The sequence below is a fragment of the Vibrio sp. B1FLJ16 genome (assembly GCF_905175385.1).
GTDB lineage: Bacteria > Pseudomonadota > Gammaproteobacteria > Enterobacterales > Vibrionaceae > Vibrio.
On the sequence record NZ_HG992749.1, the window covers coordinates 722281 to 745933 of the forward strand.

A 23653-nucleotide genomic window follows, 5' to 3' on the forward strand; every position below is an offset into this window, starting at 1 on the left:
AACTAAGTCAACGCATGTGACTCGAACAGTTTGTTCACCCCTATAAATTGGAATTTTTTTTCAGTAATAGTGCTGACATGATTCGCCGCCACTCAATTTGAGTGGCGTTTTTTTATGCCTTTGTCTGGCTGTTGACTAAAATACCGCCGCTAAATGTCCATTCCAATATCACTCCCTTAACAATACCCATCTGTTGCTCATTTACATCTTAATTACCGCTGATAATTCGGGATTTTCGTTTGGAAGTTTATTACATTGTTCAGTTAGTACTCATTAGAACGTTTACTCTTTTTTGTCGCTAGCTACTGTTTCTTAAGACTTAAACGTACTGAGCATAAAAATGCTAGCAGACGGGTTTCATATCCTGCAAAAAAATCCGCTTAGAGTTAAAATTCTGTCTGGAATTTGTTATTTGATAACTTTATAATTCAGCCAATCGATTACGCAACCGTTTACTTTTTACCTTTAACAGGATTCGATCATGCTCGAAAGGCTATTTAAACTCAGTGAAAATGGCACCAATGTGCGCACTGAGATCATCGCAGGTATTACCACCTTCCTTACCATGGCTTACATCATTTTTGTAAACCCAGCTATTCTATCTGACACTGGTATGGATCGTGGTGCTATTTTTGTCGCTACCTGTCTTGCTGCAGCGATAGGCTGTTTCATTATGGGTCTTGTTGCGAACTACCCGATTGCACAGGCTCCGGGTATGGGGCTTAACGCCTTTTTCACCTATTCTGTCGTTTTAGGCATGGGCTATACATGGCAGGTAGCATTAGCAGCAGTGTTTGTTTCTGGTGTGCTATTCATTTTATTGAGTATTTTCAAGATTCGTGAATGGATCATCAACTCAATCCCTCACTCGTTGCGCACGGGCATCTCGGCTGGTATTGGTCTTTTCCTTGCATTTATCGCACTGAAAAACGCTGGTATCGTTGTTGATAACCCAGCAACACTCGTTTCATTGGGCCACATCACTTCACTTTCAGCGGTATTAGCTTCAATTGGCTTTTTCCTGACTATTGCTCTTGTTCATCGTGGAGTAAAAGGTGCGGTGATGATCGCTATCTTGGCGGTAACAGCTTTAGGCTTGGCTTTTGGTGACGTTCAGTGGGGCGGTGTTATGTCAACGCCACCAAGCATTGCACCAACATTCCTGCAGTTAGATTTCTCAGGTTTATTTGAAGTGGGCATGATTTCAGTCGTGTTTGCTTTCCTGTTTGTTGACTTGTTCGATACGGCAGGCACACTGGTTGGTGTATCTCAGAAAGCAGGCCTCACCGACGAAAACGGCAATATCCCGCGTCTGAACAAAGCACTGCTTGCTGACTCAACTGCAACGTCAGTAGGTGCTCTTTTAGGTACTTCAAATACAACATCTTACATTGAAAGTGTTTCTGGTGTTGCTGCTGGTGGCCGTACAGGTTTGACGGCTGTTGTTGTCGGCGTGCTGTTCATTCTGGCTCTATTCTTCTCTCCACTGGCAGGTATGATTCCTGCGTATGCAACATCTGGTGCTCTGTTCTATGTCGCAATACTAATGCTTTCTGGTCTTGTCAGCATCGACTGGCGCGACCTGACTGAAGCGTCTCCAGTGGTTGTTACCTGTTTGGTTATGCCGTTAACTTTCTCAATTGCAGAAGGTATTACACTAGGCTTTATTTCTTATGCTGCGATCAAACTGTTTAGTGGTAAAGGTCGTGATGTTTCGCTGAGTGTATGGGTAATGGCCGCGATCTTCATCGTGAAATACCTTGTAGGTTAAGATACTCTCTCGAAAAGCCAGTGCGGATTTTTATTCGCACTGGCTTTTTATTTTTACGTTATTCACTGAAATCGATTTTTCTGCGCCATATGTGAAGAATTTTGATATCGCCATTGGTATTAATAGAGGGTTTCGGTAGAATAATCGTTTGCGCAGTTTTAACCCCGCCTCTCACTGAGTATGAGAGTTTAGTGAAAATGAAATATGTTGCTTACTAACTGTTTCACTGAATATTGGGGATGCATATTTTCAAATTATTAGGTTATTACAATGAGTAAAAAATTCATTATCACTTGGGATGCGATGCAGACTTACTGCCGTGAACTGGCCGAGAAACAAATGCCAGCTGAGCAATGGAAAGGGATCTGGGCAGTAAGCCGTGGCGGCTTGGTTCCTGGTGCTATCTTAGCTCGTGAACTAGGTATCCGTTACGTTGATACTATCTGTATCTCAAGCTACGATCACGATCATCAGCGCGATATGACTGTAGTGAAAGCACCAGAAGGTGATGGCGAAGGTTTCCTGATCGTTGAAGACCTGGTAGACAGTGGCGACACTGCGCGTAAAATACGTGAAATGTATCCTAAAGCTAAAATGATTGCAGTATGTGCTAAGCCATCTGGTAAAGAGCTTCTTGATGATTACGTTGTTGATATTGAGCAAGATACGTGGATTGAGCAGCCTTGGGATATGTCTATCCAGTATGTCGAGCCGGTAAACCGCAAGCAAAAGTAATGACATTCTAAGAATATTGAGAAATGCCCCTGTCTAGGGGCATTTTTTTTATTATCATTGTAGTTATTGCAATTAGCCTAGGAATCTTCATATGCCTGAAGATATCAGTAAAAACCTCTCTGAAACATTGTTTGTAAATCACAAGCAAGCCAAAGAAACTTCAGCACTCACTCAATACATGCCATCCAGCCAAAAAATTCTTGATGAGCGAGAAGAGTTAGGTGACCGAGCCTGGTATCGTAACTTGAGACGATTACAGTGGGCATGGCAGGGTGTTTCTCCGATAGAGATCGAAGAAGTATTGTCCAAAATTGCTTCTTCAAAACACTCACGCACCAATGATGACTGGCTCGATACCGTGATGGGCTACCACAGTGGAAACTGGACGTTCGAGTGGATCAAACTGGGCATGGAGCATCAAAAACGCTCGGAAGAACTGCAAGGAGAAGAGGCCGCAGAGCAGCTTTTTACTGCCTCATTGTGCTTTAGTATTGCAGGTTACCCGCATTTAAAAAATGACAACCTCGCTCTGCAGGCACAGGTACTGGCAAATAAAGCGTATTCGGAAGCATCTGAGAAAACTCACTATACGATCAAGCAGATTGAAGTGCCGTACCAAAACCGTAAAATCATTGCCAACCTACATTTGCCAAGAACCGATAAGCAACTGCCTGTTGTCATGGTGAGTGCTGGCTTAGACAGTCTCCAGACAGACATGTGGCGTTTGTTCCGAAACCGCTTAGCGCCGAGGGACATCGCGATGCTGACTGTCGATATGCCTTCGGTAGGAACCAGCTCACATTGGCCGTTAACCGAAGACACAAGTTGCATCCATCAGGCAGTACTAAATGAGTTCTACTCCATTCCTTATGTTGATCATCACAAGGTCGGCTTAGTCGGATTCCGGTTTGGTGGCAATGCTATGGTACGCCTCTCTTTTATTGAACAAGAGAAAATCAAAGCGTGTGTCGCTTTGGGAGCGCCTGTGCATGACCTGTTTTCTTCTCCCAAGAAACTTCAGCAGATGCCTAAGATGTATCTGGATCTGTTGGCTTCACGGTTGGGGAAAAGCGTCGTAGATATTAATAGTATGGCTGGGCAAATGAAGGCCTGGTCATTGAAAGTTCAGGGCTTTTTAACCAATCGCAGAACTAAGGTTCCCATTCTGGCAATAAGCCTGGAAGGCGATCCAGTTTCGCCACATAGCGATAATCAACTGGTTGCACTTTTTAGTCACTACGGGCAGGCGAAGAAAATTAGTTCTAAGACAATTACAAAAGGGTATGAGCAATCCCTCGATTTAGCCATAAAGTGGTTGGAAGACGAATTATTAAGATGACAAACCTTGCCGTTGAGTTAAAGTGAGTACTTGAGCAAAAAATAAGCTCGTCATAATAAACTTATAATAAAAATAATTAATCTTTGAGTATTCACTTTTAATTATGAAAACGGAGATTCATATGTCAAAGACGACTCAGGGGCCAACTCACTTTCGCTTGATGTCAAAGTTAAAGGCTATAGGACCATATCTACGCGAACCTCAATCAAAAGAAGGATGTTACTACTTTGATTGTTTATCGGTGTGTGTAGATGATAATAAATCACCAGAAAAACGCGAGTTTTGGGGCTGGTGGATGGAATTGGAATCCGTCGAAGGGGGCTTTACCGCAAAATACCACATTGGTAAATACAACAAAGAAGGGCTTTGGGAGTCTGACTCATTGCCTGCAAAGTCAGTTGAGGAAGTTTACTCTACACAAAAGACTTTTCACCAAAAGCTGATTGAAACACTGGAAGAGCATTTCAAATTAGAGGTGGAGTACCATACTGAGTCATTTGACTTCGCTTAATTTGACCCTTCTCGCTTGATACCAAACAAAAAGGTGCGTTTTCGCACCTTTTCTCTTGTTAAATCGCTATTTGATTGCTAAAACATCCCCTCTATTTGTTTTTCACTTCAGAAGACATCATGACAACGAATCAACAAAATGCAGTTGTTTCGCAACCACAAATCGTCGTTGTGAAACTGGGTACAAGTGTTCTGACTGGCGGTACATTGGCGCTGGATCGTGCTCATATGGTTGAGCTGGCGCGTCAATGTGCTGAGCTTAAGAAACAAGGCCACTCAGTGGTAATGGTTTCGTCTGGTGCAATTGCAGCAGGCCGTGAACATCTTGGATACCCCGCACTGCCCAACGAGATGGCGAGCAAACAGTTGCTTGCCGCAGTAGGGCAAAGCCGTTTGATTCAAACGTGGGAGTCGCTGTTTAGTATTTATGGTATCAAAATCGGTCAGATGCTGCTGACTCGTGCCGATCTGGAAGATCGTGAGCGTTTCCTGAATGCCCGCGATACCATCAATGCTTTGGTTGCGAATGATATTATTCCGATTGTTAACGAAAACGATGCTGTCGCAACAAGTGAAATCAAAGTAGGCGATAACGACAACTTGTCTGCTTTGGTGGGAATTTTATGTGGTGCAGATAAATTACTGCTCCTGACCGACCAAAAAGGTTTGTTTACAGCCGATCCTCGTAAAGACCCGAATGCTGAGCTTATCAAAGAAGTGAAAACCATTGATGACACGCTGCGTAAAATCGCAGGTGGCAGTGGTACAACACTAGGTACTGGCGGTATGGCAACGAAACTTCAGGCGGCGGATATTGCTCGTCGGGCGGGGATCGAAGTTATTATCGCTGCAGGCAGTGCTATTAATGTGATTTTTGATTCATTAAGCTCCAAACCGCAAGGCACGCGTTTCTTGCCTTGCGAGGAAGCACTTGAAAACCGCAAGCGCTGGATCTTGGCTGGTCCTGCTGCATCGGGCGATATTATTATCGACGATGGTGCAGTTAATGCGGTAATTGGCACCGGCAGTAGCTTACTAGCTAAAGGTGTTACAAAAGTGAGTGGTGATTTTGCCCGTGGTGAGGTCGTGCGTGTTACTAATACCCACGGTAAATTAGTCGCCCGCGGCATAAGCGCATACTCGAGCAAGGATCTGGCAAAAATTTCTGGCAAACACAGTAAAGATATCATCTCTATTCTGGGTCATGATTACGGTTCAGAAGTTATTCACCGTGATGATCTTGTCGTCATTCAGGAATAGACAATAAGGGACGCAAAGTGGAACTAACGAACATGGGTAAAGCTGCCAAAGATGCAGCTTTTGAACTCGCGACAGCGTCAACGTCGCAGAAAAACCAAGCTCTGGCTATCATCGCTGATGAGCTGGAATCAAACTCAACCGCTATTCTAGAGGCTAACGCTAAAGATATTGAACTGGGCCGTGAAGCCGGTCTGACAGATGCGCTATTAGATCGTCTTCTGCTTAATGAAGAGCGTTTGACCGGTATTGCGAATGATGTTCGTAACGTGATCAGTCTTAATGATCCGGTTGGAAGTGAAATCGACAGTAAAGTACTTGAAAACGGAATGTCACTGTCGCGTCGCCGTGTCCCGCTTGGTGTTGTTGGAGTGATTTACGAAGCGCGTCCGAATGTGACTATCGATATTGCGGCACTGTGCCTGAAAACCGGTAATGCGAGCATTTTACGCGGCGGAAAAGAGACCTTTTTCTCCAATATGGAACTGGTTAAAGTTATCCAGTCTGCACTGGCGAAAGCGAATCTACCGGCTGCTTCGGTTCAGTACATCGAGAAGCCTGATCGTGAACTGGTTTCGCAACTACTTAAACTAGATGAATACGTGGATATGATTATTCCTCGTGGCGGTGCGGGTTTGCACAAAATGTGTAAAGAAAACAGCACAATTCCGGTAATCATTGGTGGTTTTGGTATTAGCCACATATTTGTTGATGAATCTGCGGATCTGGCAAAGTCACTTGACGTGGTTGAAAACTCTAAGGTTCAGCGTCCGTCAGCCTGTAATTCACTTGATACTTTATTGGTACATGAAAACGTTGCGGCTGAATTTCTGCCGATGTTGGTTGAGCGTATGAACGATAAAGTCACATTTGTCGCTGAACCAAAAGCAAAAGTTTTAATGGCGGATGCAAAACAAATTCGTGATGCTGGTGAAGGTGACTTCGATACTGAATGGTTAAGCTACACGCTGGGTGTCAAAGTTGTCTCTGATGTAAAAGAGGCGATTGACCACATGCGAGTACATAATGCGAGTCACTCCGATGCCATCATGACTAATAGTCTGGAAAACTCCGAGTTGTTCATCAATTCTGTAGGTTCAGCAGCAGTATATGTGAATGCCGCAACCCGCTTTACGGATGGCGCGCAATTTGGTCTTGGCGCAGAAGTAGCGGTATCAACTCAAAAACTGCATGCTCGTGGTCCTATGGGCTTAGAGGAGCTAACTAGCTATAAATGGGTGGGTAAAGCAAACTACTTAGTACGTAGTTAACATATTCCACTCATTATTGATTGAAAAAGGGGCGATAACGCCCCTTTTTGTTTTCTCTCACATACCAATTCCGCTACACTAGTTTGGCTTTGAGAGCACTTAGTTTGGAGGTGATATGCATTGTCCTTTTTGTTCCGAAACCGAAACAAAAGTTATTGATTCCCGATTGGTTGCTGACGGCCATCAGGTACGTCGTCGTCGCCAATGTTTAGCCTGTAGTGAACGTTTCACCACGTTTGAAACGGCTGAGCTGGTGATGCCAAAGGTCATCAAATCGAATGGAAACCGTGAACCATTTAATGAAGATAAAATGGTTGGTGGTATTCAACGTGCATTAGAGAAGCGTCCGGTGAGTGCTGATGCGATAGAGCTGGCAATCAGTATGATCAAGTCTCAGTTACGTGCGACCGGTGAGCGTGAAGTTCCGAGCGAGATGATTGGTAACTTAGTGATGGATCAGCTAAAAGAGCTGGATAAAGTTGCTTATATCCGTTTTGCGTCCGTTTATCGTAGTTTTGAAGATATTCGCGAATTTGGCGAAGAGATTGCCCGTCTGGAAGACTGATTAAAATATGGTTGAATACACTTCTCAGGTTACATTTTCCCCTCTGGATTTCTCCATGATGTCGCGCGCGATTATGCTGGCTAAGCGCGGCATTTATACTACCGCGCCTAACCCAAATGTCGGCTGCGTAATTGTCCGTGACGGTGAGATAGTCGGTGAAGGATATCATCAGCGTGCAGGTGAACCGCACGCTGAAGTTCACGCAATTAGGATGGCCGGAGATAAAACCGAAGGCGCAACCGCGTATGTCACTCTAGAACCCTGCTCTCACTACGGGCGAACGCCTCCCTGTGCTGAAGGATTAATTAAAGCCAAAGTAGCTCGCGTTGTTTGCGCGATGCAAGACCCAAATCCAAAAGTTGCAGGGCGTGGTATACAGATGCTGCGAGATGCAGGCATAGAGGTCGAAGTTGGTTTGCTGGAAAGTGATGCTTTAGATCTCAACAGGGGCTTCATTAAGTTTATGCAAACCGGCATGCCTTTTGTTCAGTTGAAGATGGCAGCCAGCCTTGACGGACAAACTGCGCTCGCTAATGGTCGCAGTCAGTGGATCACCTCCCCACAGGCTCGTCAGGACGTTCAGTGTTTCCGTGCTATCAGTGGCGGGATTCTGTCAACCAGTAAAACGGTTATGGATGATAATGCCTCTTTAAATGTTCGCTGGGATGATTTACCCCAAAGTGTACAGTCTCTGTATGCTCCCGAAGACGTTCGACAGCCAGTACGAATCGTTTTAGATCGCCAATGCCAGCTGACTGATGATCTCAAGTTGTTTAATACCGATGGTGAGCGGCTCATTGTCAGTAAGACCGGTGATATCACTCCTGACTTAGATGAGGCAGGACGAGTTGATCTTGAAACAACGCTGAAAACCGTTGCAGCAGAGCATCAAATCAATCACTTATGGGTTGAAGCCGGGGCAACATTCGCGAGTGCACTGATTAAAGCTAACCTTGTAGATGAACTGATCGTTTATCTTGCGCCAAAACTGATGGGCAGTGATGGCCGAGGTTTGATTGGCGCACTTGGCTTAACCGAAATGGATCAAGCCATCGACTTAGATATTACCGACGTTCGAATGGTAGGTGTGGATATTCGCATTTCTGCCACCATCGTGCGCAAAGACAGTTAGAAAAGAAGCAATTATGTTCACAGGAATTGTAGAAGCAGTAGGTAAACTCGCTGCGATTACGCCGAAAGGCGAGGACGTCACCGTAACGGTTGAGACAGGCAAATTAGACATGTCTGATGTAAAACTGGGGGACAGTATCGCGACCAATGGTGTTTGTTTAACGGTTGTTGATTTTGGCTCCCATTACTACAGCGCTGATTTGTCTCTGGAAACGTTGAAAAAATCTGGTTTTGCCCAATATAAAGTGGGTGACAAGGTCAATCTGGAAAAAGCGATGTTACCGACCACACGTTTCGGCGGACACATCGTTTCTGGTCATGTTGATGGTGTCGGTGAAATTGTTGAACGTCATCAAGTTGGTCGAGCGATTGAGCTTTGGGTCGAGATGCCCGCTGAGATCAGCAAGTATGTAGCTGGTAAAGGTTCAATCACCGTTGACGGTATTAGCCTAACCGTGAATGATTTACGTAAGAATGCCTTTAAACTGACGATTGTTCCGCACACCAGTGAAGAGACGACCATCGATCAGTTTCAGGTTGGCCGAAAGGTTAACTTAGAAGTAGATGTGTTAGCTCGTTATATGGAGCGCTTGTTACAAGGCCAGCAAGAAGAGAAACAAGAATCCAGCATCACCATGGAGTTCTTGCAGAAAAATGGCTTTGCATAATCGCATTCAGAGAACATGAATAGGGCGATTGATTAATACAGGCAAAACTCGAAATGTTGCCGAAAGAATAACTTTTAGAATAACGGGAAACAGAATATGCCAATCAGTACACCACAAGAAATTATTGATGATATTCGCGCGGGTAAAATGGTCATCTTGATGGATGATGAAGATCGTGAGAATGAAGGTGACTTGATCATGGCTGCCGAGCATATCACGCCGGAAGCGATCAACTTTATGGCTACCTATGGACGCGGCCTGATTTGTCTGACGATGACAAAAGAGCGTTGTTCTAGCTTGGGGTTGCCACCCATGGTGCAAGACAACAATGCACAGTACACCACAAACTTTACTGTTTCTATTGAAGCTGCGGAAGGTGTTACTACTGGGATCTCGGCTGCAGATCGTGCCCGCACTGTCCAGGCTGCTGTTGCTCAAAATGCAAAAGCAGCTGACTTAGTTCAGCCAGGGCATATTTTCCCATTGGCTGCTCAAGATGGTGGTGTACTGACACGTGCTGGCCATACAGAAGCTGGTTGCGATTTAGCACGCCTTGCAGGCCTTGAACCAGCATCTGTTATTGTTGAAATTCTTAATGATGACGGCACAATGGCTCGTCGCCCTGACCTGGAAATCTTTGGTGAAAAGCATTGCATCAAGCTGGGCACCATTGCTGATTTGATCGAGTACCGCAATAACACAGAAACCACAATTGAACGCGTTGCTGAGTGTAAGCTACCGACTGAGTTTGGTGAGTTTAAATTGGTTACTTACAAAGACACCATCGACAATCAGGTACATTACGCGATGTGCAAAGGTGACTTAAAAGAAAAAGCGCCATTAGTCCGCGTACACCTTCAAGATGTGTTTACTGATTTGTTACGCAGTGACCGCAGTGCTGAGCGTAGCTGGACTCTGGATAAAGCAATGAAACGCATTGGCGAAGAAGGCGGAGTACTGGTTGTTCTCGGTCATGAGGATTCAAGCGAACTTCTGATCCATCGCGTAAAAATGTTTGAAGCGCAAGATAAAGGTCAGGCCCCGACTCTTGCAAAAAAACAGGGTACTTCTCGTCGTGTTGGTGTTGGCTCGCAAATTCTTGCTGATTTGGGCGTTCATGATATGCGCCTGCTATCATCGACCAATAAAAAATACCACGCGTTAGGCGGCTTTGGTCTGAACGTTGTAGAGTACGTCTGCGAGTAACGACTGAATGATAAAGTGCTGGTCCTGAAGAAGCTTATCTTTTTTCTGGCCAGCAACTTGTCACTCCCGCCAATTTCCATTAGATATTGCTCACAAAATTGTGCTAGAATCCGGCGATTCTCACTTGATGAACATATTTCACTTAAAAATAGAGTTAAAGGAAGGCTTATGAAAGTGATCGAGGGTGGCTTCCCAGCGCCAAATGCAAAAATTGCTATCGTTATTTCTCGTTTCAACAGTTTTATTAACGAAAGCCTACTTTCTGGTGCGATCGATACACTAAAGCGTCACGGACAAGTAAGCGATGACAACATTACTGTTGTTCGTTGCCCTGGTGCCGTAGAACTACCTCTGGTTGCTCAGCGCGTTGCTAAAACTGGCAAATTTGACGCTATTGTTTCTCTGGGTTCAGTTATTCGCGGTGGAACGCCTCACTTTGACTATGTTTGTAGTGAAATGAATAAAGGTCTGGCACAAGTGTCGATGGAATACAGCATTCCTGTCGCATTCGGTGTTTTGACTGTCGATACTATCGATCAAGCGATTGAACGCGCGGGAACCAAGGCTGGTAATAAAGGTGCAGAGGCTGCACTAAGCGCACTTGAAATGATTAATGTACTATCTGAAATTGATTCCTAATGGGGGCCAGTGTGAAACCAGCCGCACGTCGTAATGCACGTCAATTCGCTTTACAGGCGATCTACTCATGGCAAATTACTAAAGAGAATGTTGCCAAGATTGAAGAACAGTTTTTGTCTGGCGACAAATACGATGAAGAAGAACTTCACGCATCAGAGCCGGCTCTTGCTGCTCCAGAAACTGACGTAGAGTACTTTCGTGAACTACTAAGCGGTGTTGTACTTAGCCACACTGAGCTAGATAGCAAGATTCGTCCATATGTATCTCGTCCGATGCAGGATCTGGATATGATGGAGCTTGCGCTTCTTCGCCTTGCTATGTACGAAATGACTCGTCGTGAAGATGTGCCTTACAAAGTAGTGATTAACGAAGCGATCGAACTTGCAAAAGTATTCGCAGCGGAAGACAGTCACAAATTTGTGAACGGTGTGCTAGATAAAGCCGCACCACATGTTCGCAAGAAATAACGATTTCTTCTATAAAAAGGTCAGCAATTGCTGACCTTTTTTATGTCAAAAAATAGATATAGATAAAAAGATAATTATAGATAAATTATGTCTGGTGAATTTAACCTGATCGACAAGTACTTCGTCGGTCGTCAGAGCCAACGAAAAGATGTTTACCTAGCTGCGGGGGATGATTGTGCGCTAGTCAAAGCGCCAGCCAATGTTCAAATTGCAGTCAGCACTGATACCCTGGTGTCTGGTACACACTTTCTTCCTGAAGCGAACCCTGCCTGGGTTGCCCATAAAGCGCTGGCTTCAAACATCAGTGATTTAGCTGCGATGGGCGCCACACCTGCATGGGTGAGTTTCGCCTTAACCATGCCTGAAGTTGATGAGGAGTGGTTAGCCCCGTTCTGTGATGCTTTCTTTGCGTTAGCCGATTACTTTGGAATTCAGCTTATTGGCGGGGATACGACTAAAGGGCCGCTGAGTTTAACTCTGACCGTACAAGGTTTTGTTCCTGAAGGGAAAGCACTAACACGTTCTGGCGCTAAAGTAGGGGATTGGGTATACGTGACGGGAAGCTTAGGTGATGCTAAGGCAGGTCTGGATGTTATTTTAGATAACTCTCTTCGCAGTCGCATAGGTGCTGAAGGCCTGGAGAAAGCTCACTACCTGAGTACTCCCAGGGTATTGGCAGGACAGGCGTTAGTTGGTTTAGCTTCTTCTGCTATCGATATCTCAGATGGTTTAATCTCTGATATCAAACATATCCTGAAACGCTCGCAAGTCGGGGTCAGTATTGATGTTTCCCAATTGCCTATCTCTACAGAACTGGTACAGTTTTTAGATGATAAGGTCAGCGCTCAGCAGTATGCTTTATCCAGTGGAGAAGAGTATGAGTTGTGTTTTACCGTATCTGAACAAAACCACGGTTCATTGCAAAGCGCTTTATCTCATATTGGCTGTAAAGTGACATGTATTGGCCAGATTCGGCCAAACGGCACGTTTGAACTTCACGATAATAATCAACCTCTTGACTGGAACTTAAGTGGTTTCGACCATTTTAAGTAACCAATATGGAAACAAAACAAGCAGTATAGGCGTAAGGATATGACTAACCCTCTCTCTCTAATTTCATTAAAGAACCCGTGGCATTTGCTGGCGACAGGGTTTGGCAGCGGCTTGTCACCTGTTGTTCCTGGAACGATGGGGACATTGGCTGCGGTACCCTTCTTTTTACTGCTGGCTCAGCTGCCATTTTCTGCTTATATCGTTGCTGTACTTCTGTCGTGTGTTATTGGTGTGAAAATCTGTCAGGTGACGTCTGATGACATGAAAGTTCACGATCATGGTTCGATAGTCTGGGATGAGTTTGCGGGCTTTTGGATTACGATGAGTATTGTTCCTGCTCTGAACATTCCTTTAACCGAATGGAAATGGCTGTTGACCGGTTTTATCCTGTTCCGCTTCTTCGATATGGTTAAGCCTTGGCCTATCGGCTGGCTGGATAAGCGCGTTCACGGCGGATTAGGCATCATGGTTGATGATATCGTGGCTGGTATTATGGCGGGTATTGCGCTGTTTTTAGTGGCGCATTATGCGGGTTGGATGAGCTAGTAGCTCAAATGTTCTCAATGAAACAAAAAAGGGATGCGATAACGCATCCCTTTGTGTAGTCAGTCGAAGTTACTTCGCTAGGTAGTCATTGATGGATTTTTCAATCCCTCTGGCATCAAGGCCAAGCTCTTGGTGTAGCTCTTCCTGAGTCCCCTGATGAATGAACTTATCAGGCAGACCAAGGTTCAGTACAGGCTTGATGATTTTCTCTTTCATCATGAACTCGACGACACCTGCACCCGCACCGCCAGCGATGGCGTTTTCTTCAAGAGTGATCAGAACATCATGTTCGTCAGCCAACTGACGAATTAATTCTTCATCCAGCGGTTTAACAAAGCGCATATCAGCAACCGTTACGTCAAGACTCTCTGCGGCTTCTAAAGCGCTCTCCAGGAAAGTACCAAAGCTCAGTATGGCAACTTTCTTACCTTGACGTACTACTCGGCCTTTACCAATTTCAAGCGCGGTAAACTCACTTTCAATTTCGGTGCCCATACCGTTGCCACGCGGGTAACGAACTGCACTTGGACCAGTATGCTTGTGACCTGTGTAGAGCATTTGACGACACTCGTTTTCGTCGCTTGGTGCCATGATAACCATGTTAGGGATGCAGCGCATAAAGCTCAGGTCAAACGCACCCTGGTGAGTCTGGCCATCAGCACCGACCAGACCTGCCCGGTCGATAGCAAACATCACAGGCAAGTCCATAATCGCGATATCATGGATCAGCTGATCGTAACCACGCTGCAAGAATGTTGAGTAGATCGCGACAATCGGGTGGTTACCAGCAATAGCCATACCGGTAGCAAGCGTCACAGCGTGTTGCTCTGCAATTGCTACATCAAAGTATTGCTCTGGATACTCTTTCGAGAAACGCACCATACCGGAGCCTTCACGCATTGCTGGCGTAATTGCCATCAGCTTAGGATCTTGTGCGGCCATGTCACATAAGAAATCACCAAAGATCTTTGAGAACGTCGGCTTACCGCCGCTGCTCTTTGGCAAGCTATCGTGTGATGGGTCGAACTTCGGTACACCGTGATAGCCGATAGGATCTTTTTCTGCAGGCTCGTAACCTTTGCCTTTCTTGGTCATGATGTGCAGGAACTGAGGGCCTTTCAGCTCTCGCATGTTCTTAAGAGTCTGAACAAGTTCATTCACATCGTGTCCATCGACAGGACCAATGTAATTAAAACCGAATTCTTCGAATAGTGTACCAGGTACAACCATGCCTTTCAGGTGTTCCTCAGTACGGCGAACCAGCTCTTTAATTGGTGGTACGCCAGAAAGTACTTTCTTACCACCTTCACGAATCGAGGTGTACAGGCTTCCAGACAGCACTTTGGCTAAGTGATTGTTTAGCGCCCCGACGTTTTCCGAAATCGACATTTCATTGTCGTTCAGGATCACCAGCATATCTGAATGAACATCACCGGCGTGGTTCATTGCTTCGAATGCCATGCCAGCGGTAATCGCACCGTCACCGATGACGCTTACGACCTTACGCCCTTTACCCTCTTTTTCGGCGCTGATGGCCATACCAAGAGCAGCACTAATAGAAGTTGAAGAATGACCGACAGACAATGTGTCGTACTCGCTTTCAGGACGCCAAGGGAACGGGTGCAAACCACCTTTTTGGCGGATAGTCGGCATTTTATCACGACGTCCTGTCAGGATTTTATGTGGGTAAGCCTGGTGGCCCACATCCCAGATTAACTGGTCTACGGGTGTGTTGTATACATAATGCAGGGCAACAGTAAGCTCTACTGTACCTAAGCCAGACGCTAGGTGTCCGCTTGATTGACTCACTGAATTTAGCAGATACGTTCGAAGCTCATCACACAGAGTTGGTAATGTTTCTTTAGGAAGAAGACGTAGTTCTTCCGGAGTATTTGCTAACGCCAGTGTCGGGTATTTTGAAATATCAAGAGTCATATAAATGCGCGCTTATAGTGTTAATTCTTGCGCTCGATGACATATCGGGCGAACTCTTCAAGTAACTGAGTGTTGTATGGGATAGCTTCCAATGCCTGAAGCGCTTCCTGTAACAAAGAGTGGGCTTTCTCTTTCGCCCCCTCTAAACCCAGTAGGGATGGGTAAGTGCTCTTATTAAGTTCTTGATCCGAACCTTGAGGCTTACCCAATGTTTGTGTATCACTGATGATATCAAGAATATCGTCTTGAACCTGAAACGCCAAACCAATTGCTCTAGAATAGCGCTCTAAATACGGTAAAACTTTGATGCCTTTCTCACCAGCGGCCAAAGCTCCTAACTTAACTGCACAATCAATCAGGGCTCCGGTTTTATTACGATGTATATTTTCCATCTCTTCAAGAGAGATCTGGCGGTTTTCAGCGCCTAAATCTAATGCCTGGCCGACACACATACCACTGGCTCCGGATGCATGAGCGAGTGCTTTTACCATATTGATACGTTGATGTTCCGCATCAGGGTTTAGTGTACCTTCAGCAATGATAGTAAAGGCCAGGGTTTGCAGTGAGTCACCTGTGAGTATCGCGGTCGCTTCATCAAACTTGATGTGACAGGTAGGCTGACCGCGACGTAGCTCATCATCATCCATTGCCGGAAGATCATCATGGATAAGTGAGTAAGCGTGAATACACTCAATCGCAGCGGCGGGTGTGTCTAAATCTTCAGGCTCGCAACCAAGCATTTGACCTGTGATGTAAACCAGAAAAGGGCGAACGCGTTTTCCGCCCAATAAAAGGCCATACTTCATTGCCTGAATCAATGGTTGTTCTTGGTATGGAAGCTGCTCTAACCACAAATTCAGTTGTTGATTGTTTCGTTGTTGAAAAGACGTCAATGTCTGTTGCATCACATTGCTCACTACTTATTATTATTCTGAATCTGGGGTGAAGTCACTCAGAGGTGCTTCATCATCTTCACTAAGAAGAATACTTACGCGTTGTTCTGCGTCGCTTAGCTTTGTTTGGCCAGCACGAGCAAGGGCAATGCCACGTTCAAATTTACGTAATGCATCATCTAGGGCAAGATCGCCATTTTCTAATTGATCAACCAAGCTATCAAGCTCTTCAATGGTTGCTTCGAAGGTCATGTTTTCTGGTTTCTTAACCGCCATCTCTTCTCTGCCTTTATTAAGCCGCTCATAGGATGCACGAAAGTTACCTTAGCCTAGTAACTTGGTCAAATTTAACCTTACATAATTGTCACAAAATTGGCTCTAAATGTGTCTGAGTAGTGAAAGTCCCCGTTTTACTAAAGATTGCTGGTGTTAATTTGTGAACTGTTAGCTAAGATTTCCCTAAAAGTTTTCTGCACGTTGTCGATACAATGAGTAATTCGCCTCAAAAGGCAACAGTTAAATAGAGCATGAGGAGTGCTTTGTGGATTTAGCAACTCTATTAGGTTTGATTGGTGGTCTTGCATTCGTCGTGATGGCGATGGTGCTTGGTGGCAGCTTCGGCATGTATGTCGACGTCACATCGATCCTTATCGTTGTCGGTGGTTCAACCTTCGTCGTGCTGATGAAGTTCACGATTGGTCAATTCTTCGCTGCAGCCAAAATCGCGGGTAAAGCCTTCATGTTTAAAGCGGATGAGCCGGAAGACCTGATCGCAAAAATTGTTGAGATGGCAGATGCGGCACGTAAAGGTGGCTTTCTTGCGTTAGAAGAAATGGAAATCAATAACACCTTTATGCAGAAAGGCATCGACCTTTTAGTAGATGGTCATGACGCTGATGTTGTTCGCGCAGCTCTCAAAAAAGATATCGCTCTGACCGATGAGCGACATACACAAGGGACCGGTGTTTTCCGTGCGTTTGGTGACGTTGCGCCGGCGATGGGGATGATCGGTACTTTGGTTGGTCTGGTAGCGATGCTTTCTAATATGGACGACCCAAAATCTATCGGCCCCGCGATGGCTATTGCGCTATTAACAACGCTTTATGGTGCAATTCTGTCAAACATGGTGTTTTTCCCTATTGCCGATAAGCTCGCTTTACGCCGTAATCAGGAAACACTCAATCGCCGCTTGATCATGGATGGTGTCCTCGCTATTCAGGATGGCCAGAACCCGCGAGTTATCGACAGCTACCTGAAAAACTATCTCAATGAAGGCAAGCGTAGCCTTGATATGGACGAGTAATCAGGAGAGTAGTGATGGATGATGAAGATAAGAAGTGCGATTGTCCGCCTCCCGGCCTGCCCCAATGGATGGGTACTTTCGCTGATTTGATGTCACTATTGATGTGTTTCTTTGTTCTTCTGCTCTCTTTCTCAGAGATGGATGTGCTCAAATTTAAGCAGATTGCAGGTTCGATGAAATTCGCTTTTGGGGTGCAAAACCAGCTTGAAGTAAAAGACATTCCTAAAGGGACCAGTATCATTGCTCAGGAGTTCAGACCGGGTAGACCGGAGCCGACACCGATTGATGTCATTATGCAGCAAACGATGGATGTGACTCAGCAAACACTTGAGTTCCACGAAGGTGAATCGGATCGCGCTGGTGGGACCAAGCGAGATCTGGGGCAACTGACTGGTGGCCAGTCACCGGAGACCTCAACACGCGCCAATCAGACTACAGAATCTGACATGCAACAGCAGCAGTCTCAGGATATGTCGCAGGAGATGGAAACCCTGATGGAGAGTATCCAAAAAGCTCTGGAGCGGGAAATTGAACAAGGCGCGATTGAAGTTGAAAACTTAGGTCAGCAAATCGTGATTCGTATGCGTGAGAAAGGTGCATTTCCGGAAGGCTCCGCGTTCTTACAGCCTAAGTTCCGTCCTCTGGTACGCCAGATTGCTGAACTGGTTAAAGATATTCCGGGTATCGTAAGGGTATCTGGTCATACTGATAATCAACGTCTGGATTCCGAGCTGTACCGTTCTAACTGGGATCTCTCTTCGCAGCGCGCGGTTTCTGTTGCTCAGGAGATGGAGAAGGTCAGAGGGTTTTCACATCAGCGTTTGCGGGTCAGGGGCATGGCAGATACAGAGCCACTAGTACCTAACGATTCAGATGAGAACCGAGCGCTGAACCGACGTGTCGAAATCAGCATTATGCAAGGTGAACCTTTGTACAGTGACGAAGTGCCTGTGATTCAATAATCGCGACGACTTCTATAATGATTAAGCGAGCAGATTGCTCGCTTTTTTTGTCTTTCGATTCCTCTTGGGTGTATAATCTTGCGCCCTAAAAGTGAGCTCTTAATATCGTTTTAGCGTAAGCATACGATATGATGTGATTCTTCTATAGTTTTTAGAGTTCACCCTTTGTTGATTGCGAAACTAACCTGCGAATTTAACTATGAAATTTATTGTAAAGCCCCATCCAGAAATTTTTGTAAAAAGTGAATCTGTGCGTAAGCGCTTCACAAAGATTTTAGAGTGTAACATTCGTAATATCGTTAAAAGCCGTACGGAATCTGTTGCGGTATTTAACCGTCGTGATCATATTGAAGTGACTTCTGAAAGCGACAAATATCACGCTGAAGTGTTAGAAATCCTGACGCATACACCTGGTATTCACCACGTGCTTGAAGTTAAGCAGTCGGAGTTTAAAGACTTGCATGACATCTATGAGCAAGTGCTTGAGTTAAACCGTCCACTAATTGAAAACAAAACTTTTGTGGTACGCGCTAAGCGCCGTGGTAAGCATGACTTTACCTCTATCGAGCTGGAGCGTTATGTCGGTGGTGGTCTGAACAAGCGGTGGAAAGTGCGAGTGTGAAACTGCACAACCCTGATGTGACAGTAAAAGTTGAAGTCTCAGGTGACAAACTGAATCAGGTCCTGGCTCGTTACAAAGGTCTGGGCGGCTTCCCTCTGGGTACCCAAGAAGACGTATTGAGCCTGATCTCTGGTGGTTTCGACTCTGGCGTATCAAGTTACCTGCACATTAAGCGTGGCTCAAAAGTTCATTACTGTTTCTTTAACCTGGGTGGTCCTGCGCACGAAATCGGTGTTAAACAGGTTTCTCACTACCTGTGGAACAAATACGGTTCTTCAGCCAAAGTGCGCTTTATCTCGGTAGATTTCGAACCTGTAGTGGCTGAAATCCTTGAGAAGGTAGATGACGGTCAGATGGGCGTGATCCTTAAGCGTATGTTTATGCGAGCCGCAGGTATGGTTGCACGTAAATTTAAGATTGAAGCACTGGTAACCGGTGAAGCGCTTGGTCAGGTTTCCAGCCAGACGCTGACTAACCTGCGCCACATCGATAACGTGACAGACACACTGATTCTGCGTCCGCTTATCAACTGGGATAAAGAAGATATCATTAACCTGGCCCGTGAAATCGGTACCGAAGATTTTGCTAAAACTATGCCTGAATACTGTGGCGTAATTTCTAAGAAGCCAACGGTAAAAGCAGTTAAAGCGAAACTGGAAGCGGAAGAAGAGAAGTTTGATTTCTCTATTCTGGAAAATGTCGTCAAAGAAGCCCGCGTAATGGACATTCGCGATATTGCGAAAGAGTCTGAGAAAGCGGCTCCTGAAGTTGAACAAGTTCAGGCGGTTGAAGAGCACGCCATTGTTCTGGATATCCGCAGCCCTGACGAAGAAGACGATAATCCGCTGGAAATTGAAGGCGTTGATGTAAAACACATCCCGTTCTACAAACTTGGTACTCAGTTCGGTGACTTAGACCAGTCTAAGACTTATCTGTTGTACTGTGACCGTGGTGTCATGAGCCGCCTGCAGGCACTTTACCTGCAAGAGCAAGGCTTTAATAACGTTAAGGTTTATCGTCCATAGTCCAGTGATGAACGGCTTGTAGTAAGCGAATGGCATAGAAGCGTAAACTGAGCGAACAGTTTGCGCTTTTTTTGTAACTTTATTCAGTCCTGGTGAAGTGCCTCGGGGTATATTGATGTGGAAGGCTCCCTTTTTTATTGGTGTTGATATAACGAAAATTAATCCGAAACAGGCTGAAAAAAGTGAGCTTAATCCCAAGGAGCAGACTGAGTTACCTCTGATGATGTCTTAAATTCGTATATCGCTTTAGCTCTTGTACATATCGAACTAGAGTAAAAGAACAATTAAGAAATATTAGCCGTGCATACTTATGCGTTACGTCGTAAAGGTGAGACATATTAGTTAAAGTTTCTGATATTTTTTATTGTAGTGGTTAGATATGCCATTTTCTTTTGGGACGATAGATAAAAAAACACCGCCTAAAAAAGGCGGTGTAAGAAATTTGACAGACAGGTCAAAAATAAATACAGGAAGTATCTGTTCTGCCTCAGGGATAGTAGGCACAACATCATGGTAGAAATCTACCTAACTCGAAAAACGAGTTTGCAAACACAACATCGCAACAACGAAGCCAATTGATTTCCTGAGAAATCAAGCCGTTCAGGCTCGTGTTGCGGTGTGAAATATAGAATTTATCTGGCTGTTCGGCAACGGAGATTTTATAATGTTTCAGATTAAAAAAACTAATCCTATTTGAGGTCCCTATGTCTCGCAGATTGCCTCCTTTAAATTCTCTTCGGGTTTTTGAAGCTGCTGCACGTCACCTTAGCTTTACCCGTGCAGCAGAAGAATTATTTGTCACACAAGCCGCAGTGAGCCACCAGATCAAAGCTCTGGAAGAGTTCTTATCCCTTAAGCTGTTTCGCCGTCGCAACCGCTCTTTGCTACTGACGGAAGAGGGGCAAAGCTACTTTTTGGACATTAAAGATATCTTCACTTCGATCGCTGAAGCGACTGATAAGGTATTGGAACGTAGTGAAAAAGGTGCGCTTACCATCAGCCTGCCACCAAGTTTTGCGATTCAGTGGTTGGTCCCCCGTTTGGCGGACTTTAATGCTCAGGAACCGGACATCGATGTGCGTATCAAAGCGGTGGATATGGACGAAGGATCACTGACTGATGACGTGGATGTGGCTATCTACTATGGCCGTGGTAACTGGCCGGGTTTGCGCGCGGATAAACTGTATCAGGAGTACTTGATCCCACTTTGTTCTCCTTCATTACTGCTGGGGAGTAAACCGCTGGAGTCGATGAACGACCTTCGTTTACACACTTTGTTACATGATACTTCCCGTAAAGACTGGAAGCAGTTTACTCGCCAATACAACATCGAAGGCATCAATGTGAATCATGGCCCCATTTTCAGCCATTCTACAATGGTGCTGCAGGCGGCGGTCCACGGGCAAGGTGTCGCTCTGGGCAATAACGTGCTGGCCCAGCCAGAAATCGAAGCAGGACGACTGATTGCGCCGTTTGATGAGGTTTTAATTTCTAAAAATGCTTTTTACGTGGTTTGTCATGAACAGCAAGCTGATATGGGGCGTATTGCGACATTCCGAGACTGGATGCTTGCAACGGCGAGAAAAGAACAAGAGGAAGTACTAGATGAGCCAGTGGATAGTTGAAGGGCCTGAAAGCGGGCCATTGTTTATTTTTGCTCACGGAGCAGGCGCAGGCATGGAACATGACTTCATGTCAGCGGTTGCTAAAGGGTTGGTAGAGCAGGGAATTCGAGTTGTTCGCTTTAACTTCCCGTATATGGTTAAGCGTGCTGAAGATGGTAAGAAGCGTCCGCCAGATCGCGCACCTAAATTACTCGAAGCCTACGAGGAAGTAATCACTCACTTTACCAATCAGCCTGTGGTTATCGGTGGTAAATCTATGGGCGGGCGCATGTCGAGTTTACTGGCTGAGAATGAGCTGGTGGCAGGGATGGCTTGTTTAGGTTACCCGTTTCATCCACCAGGTAAGCCGGAGAAATATAAAGGTGAGCATCTGGCCACTATTGAAAAGCCGACGCTGATTCTGCAAGGAGAGCGGGATACTTTTGGTAAGAAAGAGGAATTTGAGCACTTTGCTTTATCGGAGCAGGTGCGTGTTATCTTTGTTCCTGATGGTGACCATAGTTTTAAGCCACGTAAGAGATCTGGTTACACGGAAGCCGAAAACATTGAATTAGCTGTTAAACGCTTAGCTGATTTTATTAAGGAGATTAAAAGTGAAAAGTAAGTGGTTACTCTCTTTTACTGGGCTATCTGGATTGATTTGTGTTGCTCTAGGTGCATTTGCGGCTCACGGTTTAAAATCTAAATTAGCGCCTTATCTTCTTGGTGTATTTGAAACCGGCGTTTTGTATCAGTTCATCCATACTTTAGCGATCGCATTTTGTGCGATTCTGCTGGTGATGAATTTGGGACAAAAAGCACAAAAGTATTTTTTCATCGCTGCGATTTGCTTTATCATCGGCATCTTTTGTTTTAGCGGCAGTCTATACGCGCTGGCGCTAACGGGTATTAAGTGGTTTGGACCAATCACTCCGATGGGGGGATTTATGTTCATGATCGGCTGGTGTCTGTTCTTTTTTGCTGCGTTTAATATCAAAGAGGTCTCCAAGTGAAACAACTAATGCTCTATTGCCGTTCCGGCTTTGAGAAAGAGTGTGCTGGTGAAATTCAGGACAAAGCGACACAGTTGGAAGTGTATGGCTTCCCTCGTGTGAAGAAAAACTCAGGTTATGTTGTCTTCGAGTGTTACCAGGATGGAGACGCAGACAAATTAGTAAAAGGTTTAGACTTCAGTTCGCTGATCTTTGCTCGCCAAATGTTTGCGGTGGCTGCGGAGTTTGAATCTCTGCCAAGTGAAGACCGTATAAGCCCAGTTCTGGCTGAGTTGTCTGAGGTGGAGGACTTCCCTCGTTGTGGCGATCTGCGTATTGAGACGCCAGATACTAATGAAGCAAAAGAGTTACTCAAGTTCTGCCGTAAATTTACCGTGCCAATGCGTCAGGCTCTACGTGGCAAAGGCCTGATGTGGGATAAAGATAACGCTAAGAAGCCGGTCCTGCATATCTGTTTTGTTGCGCCTGGTCACTGCTATGTTGGTTACTCATTACCGGGTAATAACTCGCAGTTCTTTATGGGCATCCCTCGTCTTAAGTTCCCGGCCGATGCGCCAAGCCGTTCGACTCTGAAACTGGAAGAAGCATTCCACGTTTTTATTCCGCGTGACGAGTGGGATGAACGCCTTGCTCCGGGTATGTGGGGTGTTGACTTAGGTGCGTGTCCTGGCGGCTGGACTTACCAATTAGTGAAGCGTTCGATGTTCGTCCACTGTGTTGATAACGGCATGATGGCAGACAGCCTGATGGAAACCGGTCAGATCAAACACCATATGGTGGACGGGTTTAAGTTTGAACCGGATCGTAAGAACGTTACCTGGATTGTGTGTGACATGGTTGAGAAGCCAGCACGCGTAGCTCATTTGATGGGGCAGTGGCTACTTAAAGGTTGGGCTAAAGAAGCGATCTTTAACTTAAAACTGCCAATGAAGGGGCGTTACGACGAGGTTCTGCAAGATCTTGAGAACCTGAAAATGTTCCTGATTGAGAACAAAGTGAAGTTCAAGCTGCAGGCGAAGCACCTTTATCATGACCGTGAAGAGATCACCATTCACATTCAGTGTTTGTCGAATATCTCTCCGCATTAAGTAACACGGTATTGAGAATGAAAAAAGCTCCTGATTTCAGGAGCTTTTTT

At 45.4% G+C, this 23653-nt stretch carries 23 protein-coding genes and 1 pseudogene; 21 read left to right on the top strand and 3 right to left on the bottom strand.

The genetic code is table 11. The annotated features are described in order from the left end of the window. Positions 1-481: 481 nt before the first annotated feature. The 14 genes from KHN79_RS03250 to pgpA all read left to right on the top strand — a co-directional run bounded on the left by KHN79_RS03250 (position 482) and on the right by pgpA (position 13158). Positions 482-1771, top strand: a complete 1290-nt coding sequence (locus tag KHN79_RS03250) for an NCS2 family permease (protein ID WP_182010420.1) — start codon at positions 482-484, stop codon at positions 1769-1771. Positions 1772-2041: 270 nt separating this feature from the next. Then, a complete protein-coding gene (gene tet(34), locus KHN79_RS03255) occupies positions 2042-2506 on the top strand; it encodes an oxytetracycline resistance phosphoribosyltransferase domain-containing protein Tet(34) (RefSeq protein ID WP_182010421.1) in 465 nt (154 codons plus the stop codon). A 91-nt stretch (positions 2507-2597) separates the two neighbouring features. After that, complete coding sequence (gene frsA, locus KHN79_RS03260) at positions 2598-3845, top strand: esterase FrsA (protein ID WP_182010422.1); 1248 nt, start codon at positions 2598-2600, stop codon at positions 3843-3845. Positions 3846-3966: 121 nt separating this feature from the next. Next, positions 3967-4356 (top strand): sigma factor-binding protein Crl, encoded by a 390-nt coding sequence (gene crl, locus KHN79_RS03265; protein WP_182010423.1) that lies wholly within the window; start codon positions 3967-3969, stop codon positions 4354-4356. A gap of 119 nt (positions 4357-4475) precedes the next feature. Further along, positions 4476-5615, top strand: a complete 1140-nt coding sequence (proB, locus tag KHN79_RS03270; protein ID WP_182010424.1) for a glutamate 5-kinase — start codon at positions 4476-4478, stop codon at positions 5613-5615. Positions 5616-5632: 17 nt separating this feature from the next. After that, entirely contained in the window at positions 5633-6883 is a 1251-nt protein-coding gene (locus tag KHN79_RS03275) for a glutamate-5-semialdehyde dehydrogenase (protein WP_182010425.1), read from the top strand. A 115-nt stretch (positions 6884-6998) separates the two neighbouring features. Beyond that, the gene (gene nrdR / locus KHN79_RS03280) at positions 6999-7448 is read left to right on the top strand and encodes a transcriptional regulator NrdR (protein ID WP_182010426.1); all 450 of its coding nucleotides are present in this window, start codon (positions 6999-7001) and stop codon (positions 7446-7448) included. 7 nt (positions 7449-7455) lie between these two features. Continuing rightward, the gene (ribD, locus tag KHN79_RS03285) at positions 7456-8580 is read left to right on the top strand and encodes a bifunctional diaminohydroxyphosphoribosylaminopyrimidine deaminase/5-amino-6-(5-phosphoribosylamino)uracil reductase RibD (RefSeq protein ID WP_182010427.1); all 1125 of its coding nucleotides are present in this window, start codon (positions 7456-7458) and stop codon (positions 8578-8580) included. A 13-nt stretch (positions 8581-8593) separates the two neighbouring features. Further along, on the top strand, positions 8594-9247 hold the full coding sequence (locus tag KHN79_RS03290; protein ID WP_182010428.1) for a riboflavin synthase: 654 nt from the start codon (positions 8594-8596) through the stop codon (positions 9245-9247). A 96-nt stretch (positions 9248-9343) separates the two neighbouring features. Continuing rightward, a complete protein-coding gene (gene ribBA / locus KHN79_RS03295) occupies positions 9344-10453 on the top strand; it encodes a bifunctional 3,4-dihydroxy-2-butanone-4-phosphate synthase/GTP cyclohydrolase II (RefSeq protein WP_182010429.1) in 1110 nt (369 codons plus the stop codon). 168 nt (positions 10454-10621) lie between these two features. Further along, the gene (ribE, locus tag KHN79_RS03300) at positions 10622-11092 is read left to right on the top strand and encodes a 6,7-dimethyl-8-ribityllumazine synthase (protein WP_014231012.1); all 471 of its coding nucleotides are present in this window, start codon (positions 10622-10624) and stop codon (positions 11090-11092) included. Next, positions 11092-11559: a transcription antitermination factor NusB gene (gene nusB / locus KHN79_RS03305; protein WP_182010430.1), complete on the top strand. Its 468-nt coding sequence runs from the start codon at positions 11092-11094 to the stop codon at positions 11557-11559. Before ribE ends, nusB begins: the two co-directional genes overlap by 1 nt. Before the next feature lie 87 nt (positions 11560-11646). Next, complete coding sequence (gene thiL, locus KHN79_RS03310; protein WP_182010431.1) at positions 11647-12612, top strand: thiamine-phosphate kinase; 966 nt, start codon at positions 11647-11649, stop codon at positions 12610-12612. Between the two features lie 39 nt (positions 12613-12651). Beyond that, entirely contained in the window at positions 12652-13158 is a 507-nt protein-coding gene (gene pgpA / locus KHN79_RS03315; protein ID WP_182010432.1) for a phosphatidylglycerophosphatase A, read from the top strand. Between the two features lie 69 nt (positions 13159-13227). Here pgpA and dxs read toward each other — a convergent pair whose 3' ends face one another. From dxs to xseB, 3 genes are read right to left on the bottom strand one after another with little or no spacing between them, the layout of a single operon-like run. Further along, positions 13228-15093, bottom strand: coding sequence for a 1-deoxy-D-xylulose-5-phosphate synthase (gene dxs / locus KHN79_RS03320; protein ID WP_182010433.1), 1866 nt, complete (start codon positions 15091-15093; stop codon positions 13228-13230). A gap of 20 nt (positions 15094-15113) precedes the next feature. Then, entirely contained in the window at positions 15114-15998 is an 885-nt protein-coding gene (gene ispA / locus KHN79_RS03325) for a (2E,6E)-farnesyl diphosphate synthase (RefSeq protein WP_182010434.1), read from the bottom strand. 21 nt (positions 15999-16019) lie between these two features. After that, positions 16020-16262: an exodeoxyribonuclease VII small subunit gene (xseB, locus tag KHN79_RS03330; RefSeq protein WP_182010435.1), complete on the bottom strand. Its 243-nt coding sequence runs from the start codon at positions 16260-16262 to the stop codon at positions 16020-16022. A 265-nt stretch (positions 16263-16527) separates the two neighbouring features. Here xseB and pomA point away from each other — a divergent pair, with 265 nt between their 5' ends. From pomA to rlmM, 7 genes and pseudogenes are all read left to right on the top strand, one after another. Next, positions 16528-17289: a flagellar motor protein PomA gene (pomA, locus tag KHN79_RS03335; RefSeq protein WP_182010436.1), complete on the top strand. Its 762-nt coding sequence runs from the start codon at positions 16528-16530 to the stop codon at positions 17287-17289. Positions 17290-17303: 14 nt separating this feature from the next. Then, complete coding sequence (locus KHN79_RS03340; protein ID WP_182010437.1) at positions 17304-18251, top strand: flagellar motor protein MotB; 948 nt, start codon at positions 17304-17306, stop codon at positions 18249-18251. A gap of 199 nt (positions 18252-18450) precedes the next feature. Continuing rightward, positions 18451-19898 (top strand): annotated as a pseudogene (thiI, locus tag KHN79_RS03345) (tRNA uracil 4-sulfurtransferase ThiI). A gap of 704 nt (positions 19899-20602) precedes the next feature. Then, positions 20603-21523 (top strand): transcriptional regulator GcvA, encoded by a 921-nt coding sequence (locus KHN79_RS03350; protein ID WP_182010439.1) that lies wholly within the window; start codon positions 20603-20605, stop codon positions 21521-21523. Next, positions 21504-22127, top strand: coding sequence for an alpha/beta fold hydrolase (locus KHN79_RS03355; protein WP_182010440.1), 624 nt, complete (start codon positions 21504-21506; stop codon positions 22125-22127). Before KHN79_RS03350 ends, KHN79_RS03355 begins: the two co-directional genes overlap by 20 nt. Further along, complete coding sequence (locus tag KHN79_RS03360) at positions 22117-22515, top strand: DUF423 domain-containing protein (RefSeq protein WP_182010441.1); 399 nt, start codon at positions 22117-22119, stop codon at positions 22513-22515. The genes KHN79_RS03355 and KHN79_RS03360 overlap by 11 nt, the downstream gene beginning before the upstream one ends. Next, on the top strand, positions 22512-23603 hold the full coding sequence (gene rlmM, locus KHN79_RS03365) for a 23S rRNA (cytidine(2498)-2'-O)-methyltransferase RlmM (protein WP_182010442.1): 1092 nt from the start codon (positions 22512-22514) through the stop codon (positions 23601-23603). The genes KHN79_RS03360 and rlmM overlap by 4 nt, the downstream gene beginning before the upstream one ends. The last annotated feature ends 50 nt before the right edge of the window (positions 23604-23653 follow it).

Coding starts and splice junctions, on each gene's coding strand:
- ispA (WP_182010434.1), bottom strand. CDS start 15,998: ATGCAACAGACATTGACGTCTTTTCAACAACGAAACAATCAACAACTG.
- KHN79_RS03355 (WP_182010440.1), top strand. CDS start 21,504: ATGAGCCAGTGGATAGTTGAAGGGCCTGAAAGCGGGCCATTGTTTATT.
- pgpA (WP_182010432.1), top strand. CDS start 12,652: ATGACTAACCCTCTCTCTCTAATTTCATTAAAGAACCCGTGGCATTTG.
- KHN79_RS03340 (WP_182010437.1), top strand. CDS start 17,304: ATGGATGATGAAGATAAGAAGTGCGATTGTCCGCCTCCCGGCCTGCCC.
- KHN79_RS03350 (WP_182010439.1), top strand. CDS start 20,603: ATGTCTCGCAGATTGCCTCCTTTAAATTCTCTTCGGGTTTTTGAAGCT.
- ribD (WP_182010427.1), top strand. CDS start 7,456: ATGGTTGAATACACTTCTCAGGTTACATTTTCCCCTCTGGATTTCTCC.
- ribBA (WP_182010429.1), top strand. CDS start 9,344: ATGCCAATCAGTACACCACAAGAAATTATTGATGATATTCGCGCGGGT.
- KHN79_RS03290 (WP_182010428.1), top strand. CDS start 8,594: ATGTTCACAGGAATTGTAGAAGCAGTAGGTAAACTCGCTGCGATTACG.
- frsA (WP_182010422.1), top strand. CDS start 2,598: ATGCCTGAAGATATCAGTAAAAACCTCTCTGAAACATTGTTTGTAAAT.
- xseB (WP_182010435.1), bottom strand. CDS start 16,262: ATGGCGGTTAAGAAACCAGAAAACATGACCTTCGAAGCAACCATTGAA.
- crl (WP_182010423.1), top strand. CDS start 3,967: ATGTCAAAGACGACTCAGGGGCCAACTCACTTTCGCTTGATGTCAAAG.
- nusB (WP_182010430.1), top strand. CDS start 11,092: ATGGGGGCCAGTGTGAAACCAGCCGCACGTCGTAATGCACGTCAATTC.
- proB (WP_182010424.1), top strand. CDS start 4,476: ATGACAACGAATCAACAAAATGCAGTTGTTTCGCAACCACAAATCGTC.
- KHN79_RS03250 (WP_182010420.1), top strand. CDS start 482: ATGCTCGAAAGGCTATTTAAACTCAGTGAAAATGGCACCAATGTGCGC.
- dxs (WP_182010433.1), bottom strand. CDS start 15,093: ATGACTCTTGATATTTCAAAATACCCGACACTGGCGTTAGCAAATACT.
- nrdR (WP_182010426.1), top strand. CDS start 6,999: ATGCATTGTCCTTTTTGTTCCGAAACCGAAACAAAAGTTATTGATTCC.
- ribE (WP_014231012.1), top strand. CDS start 10,622: ATGAAAGTGATCGAGGGTGGCTTCCCAGCGCCAAATGCAAAAATTGCT.
- thiL (WP_182010431.1), top strand. CDS start 11,647: ATGTCTGGTGAATTTAACCTGATCGACAAGTACTTCGTCGGTCGTCAG.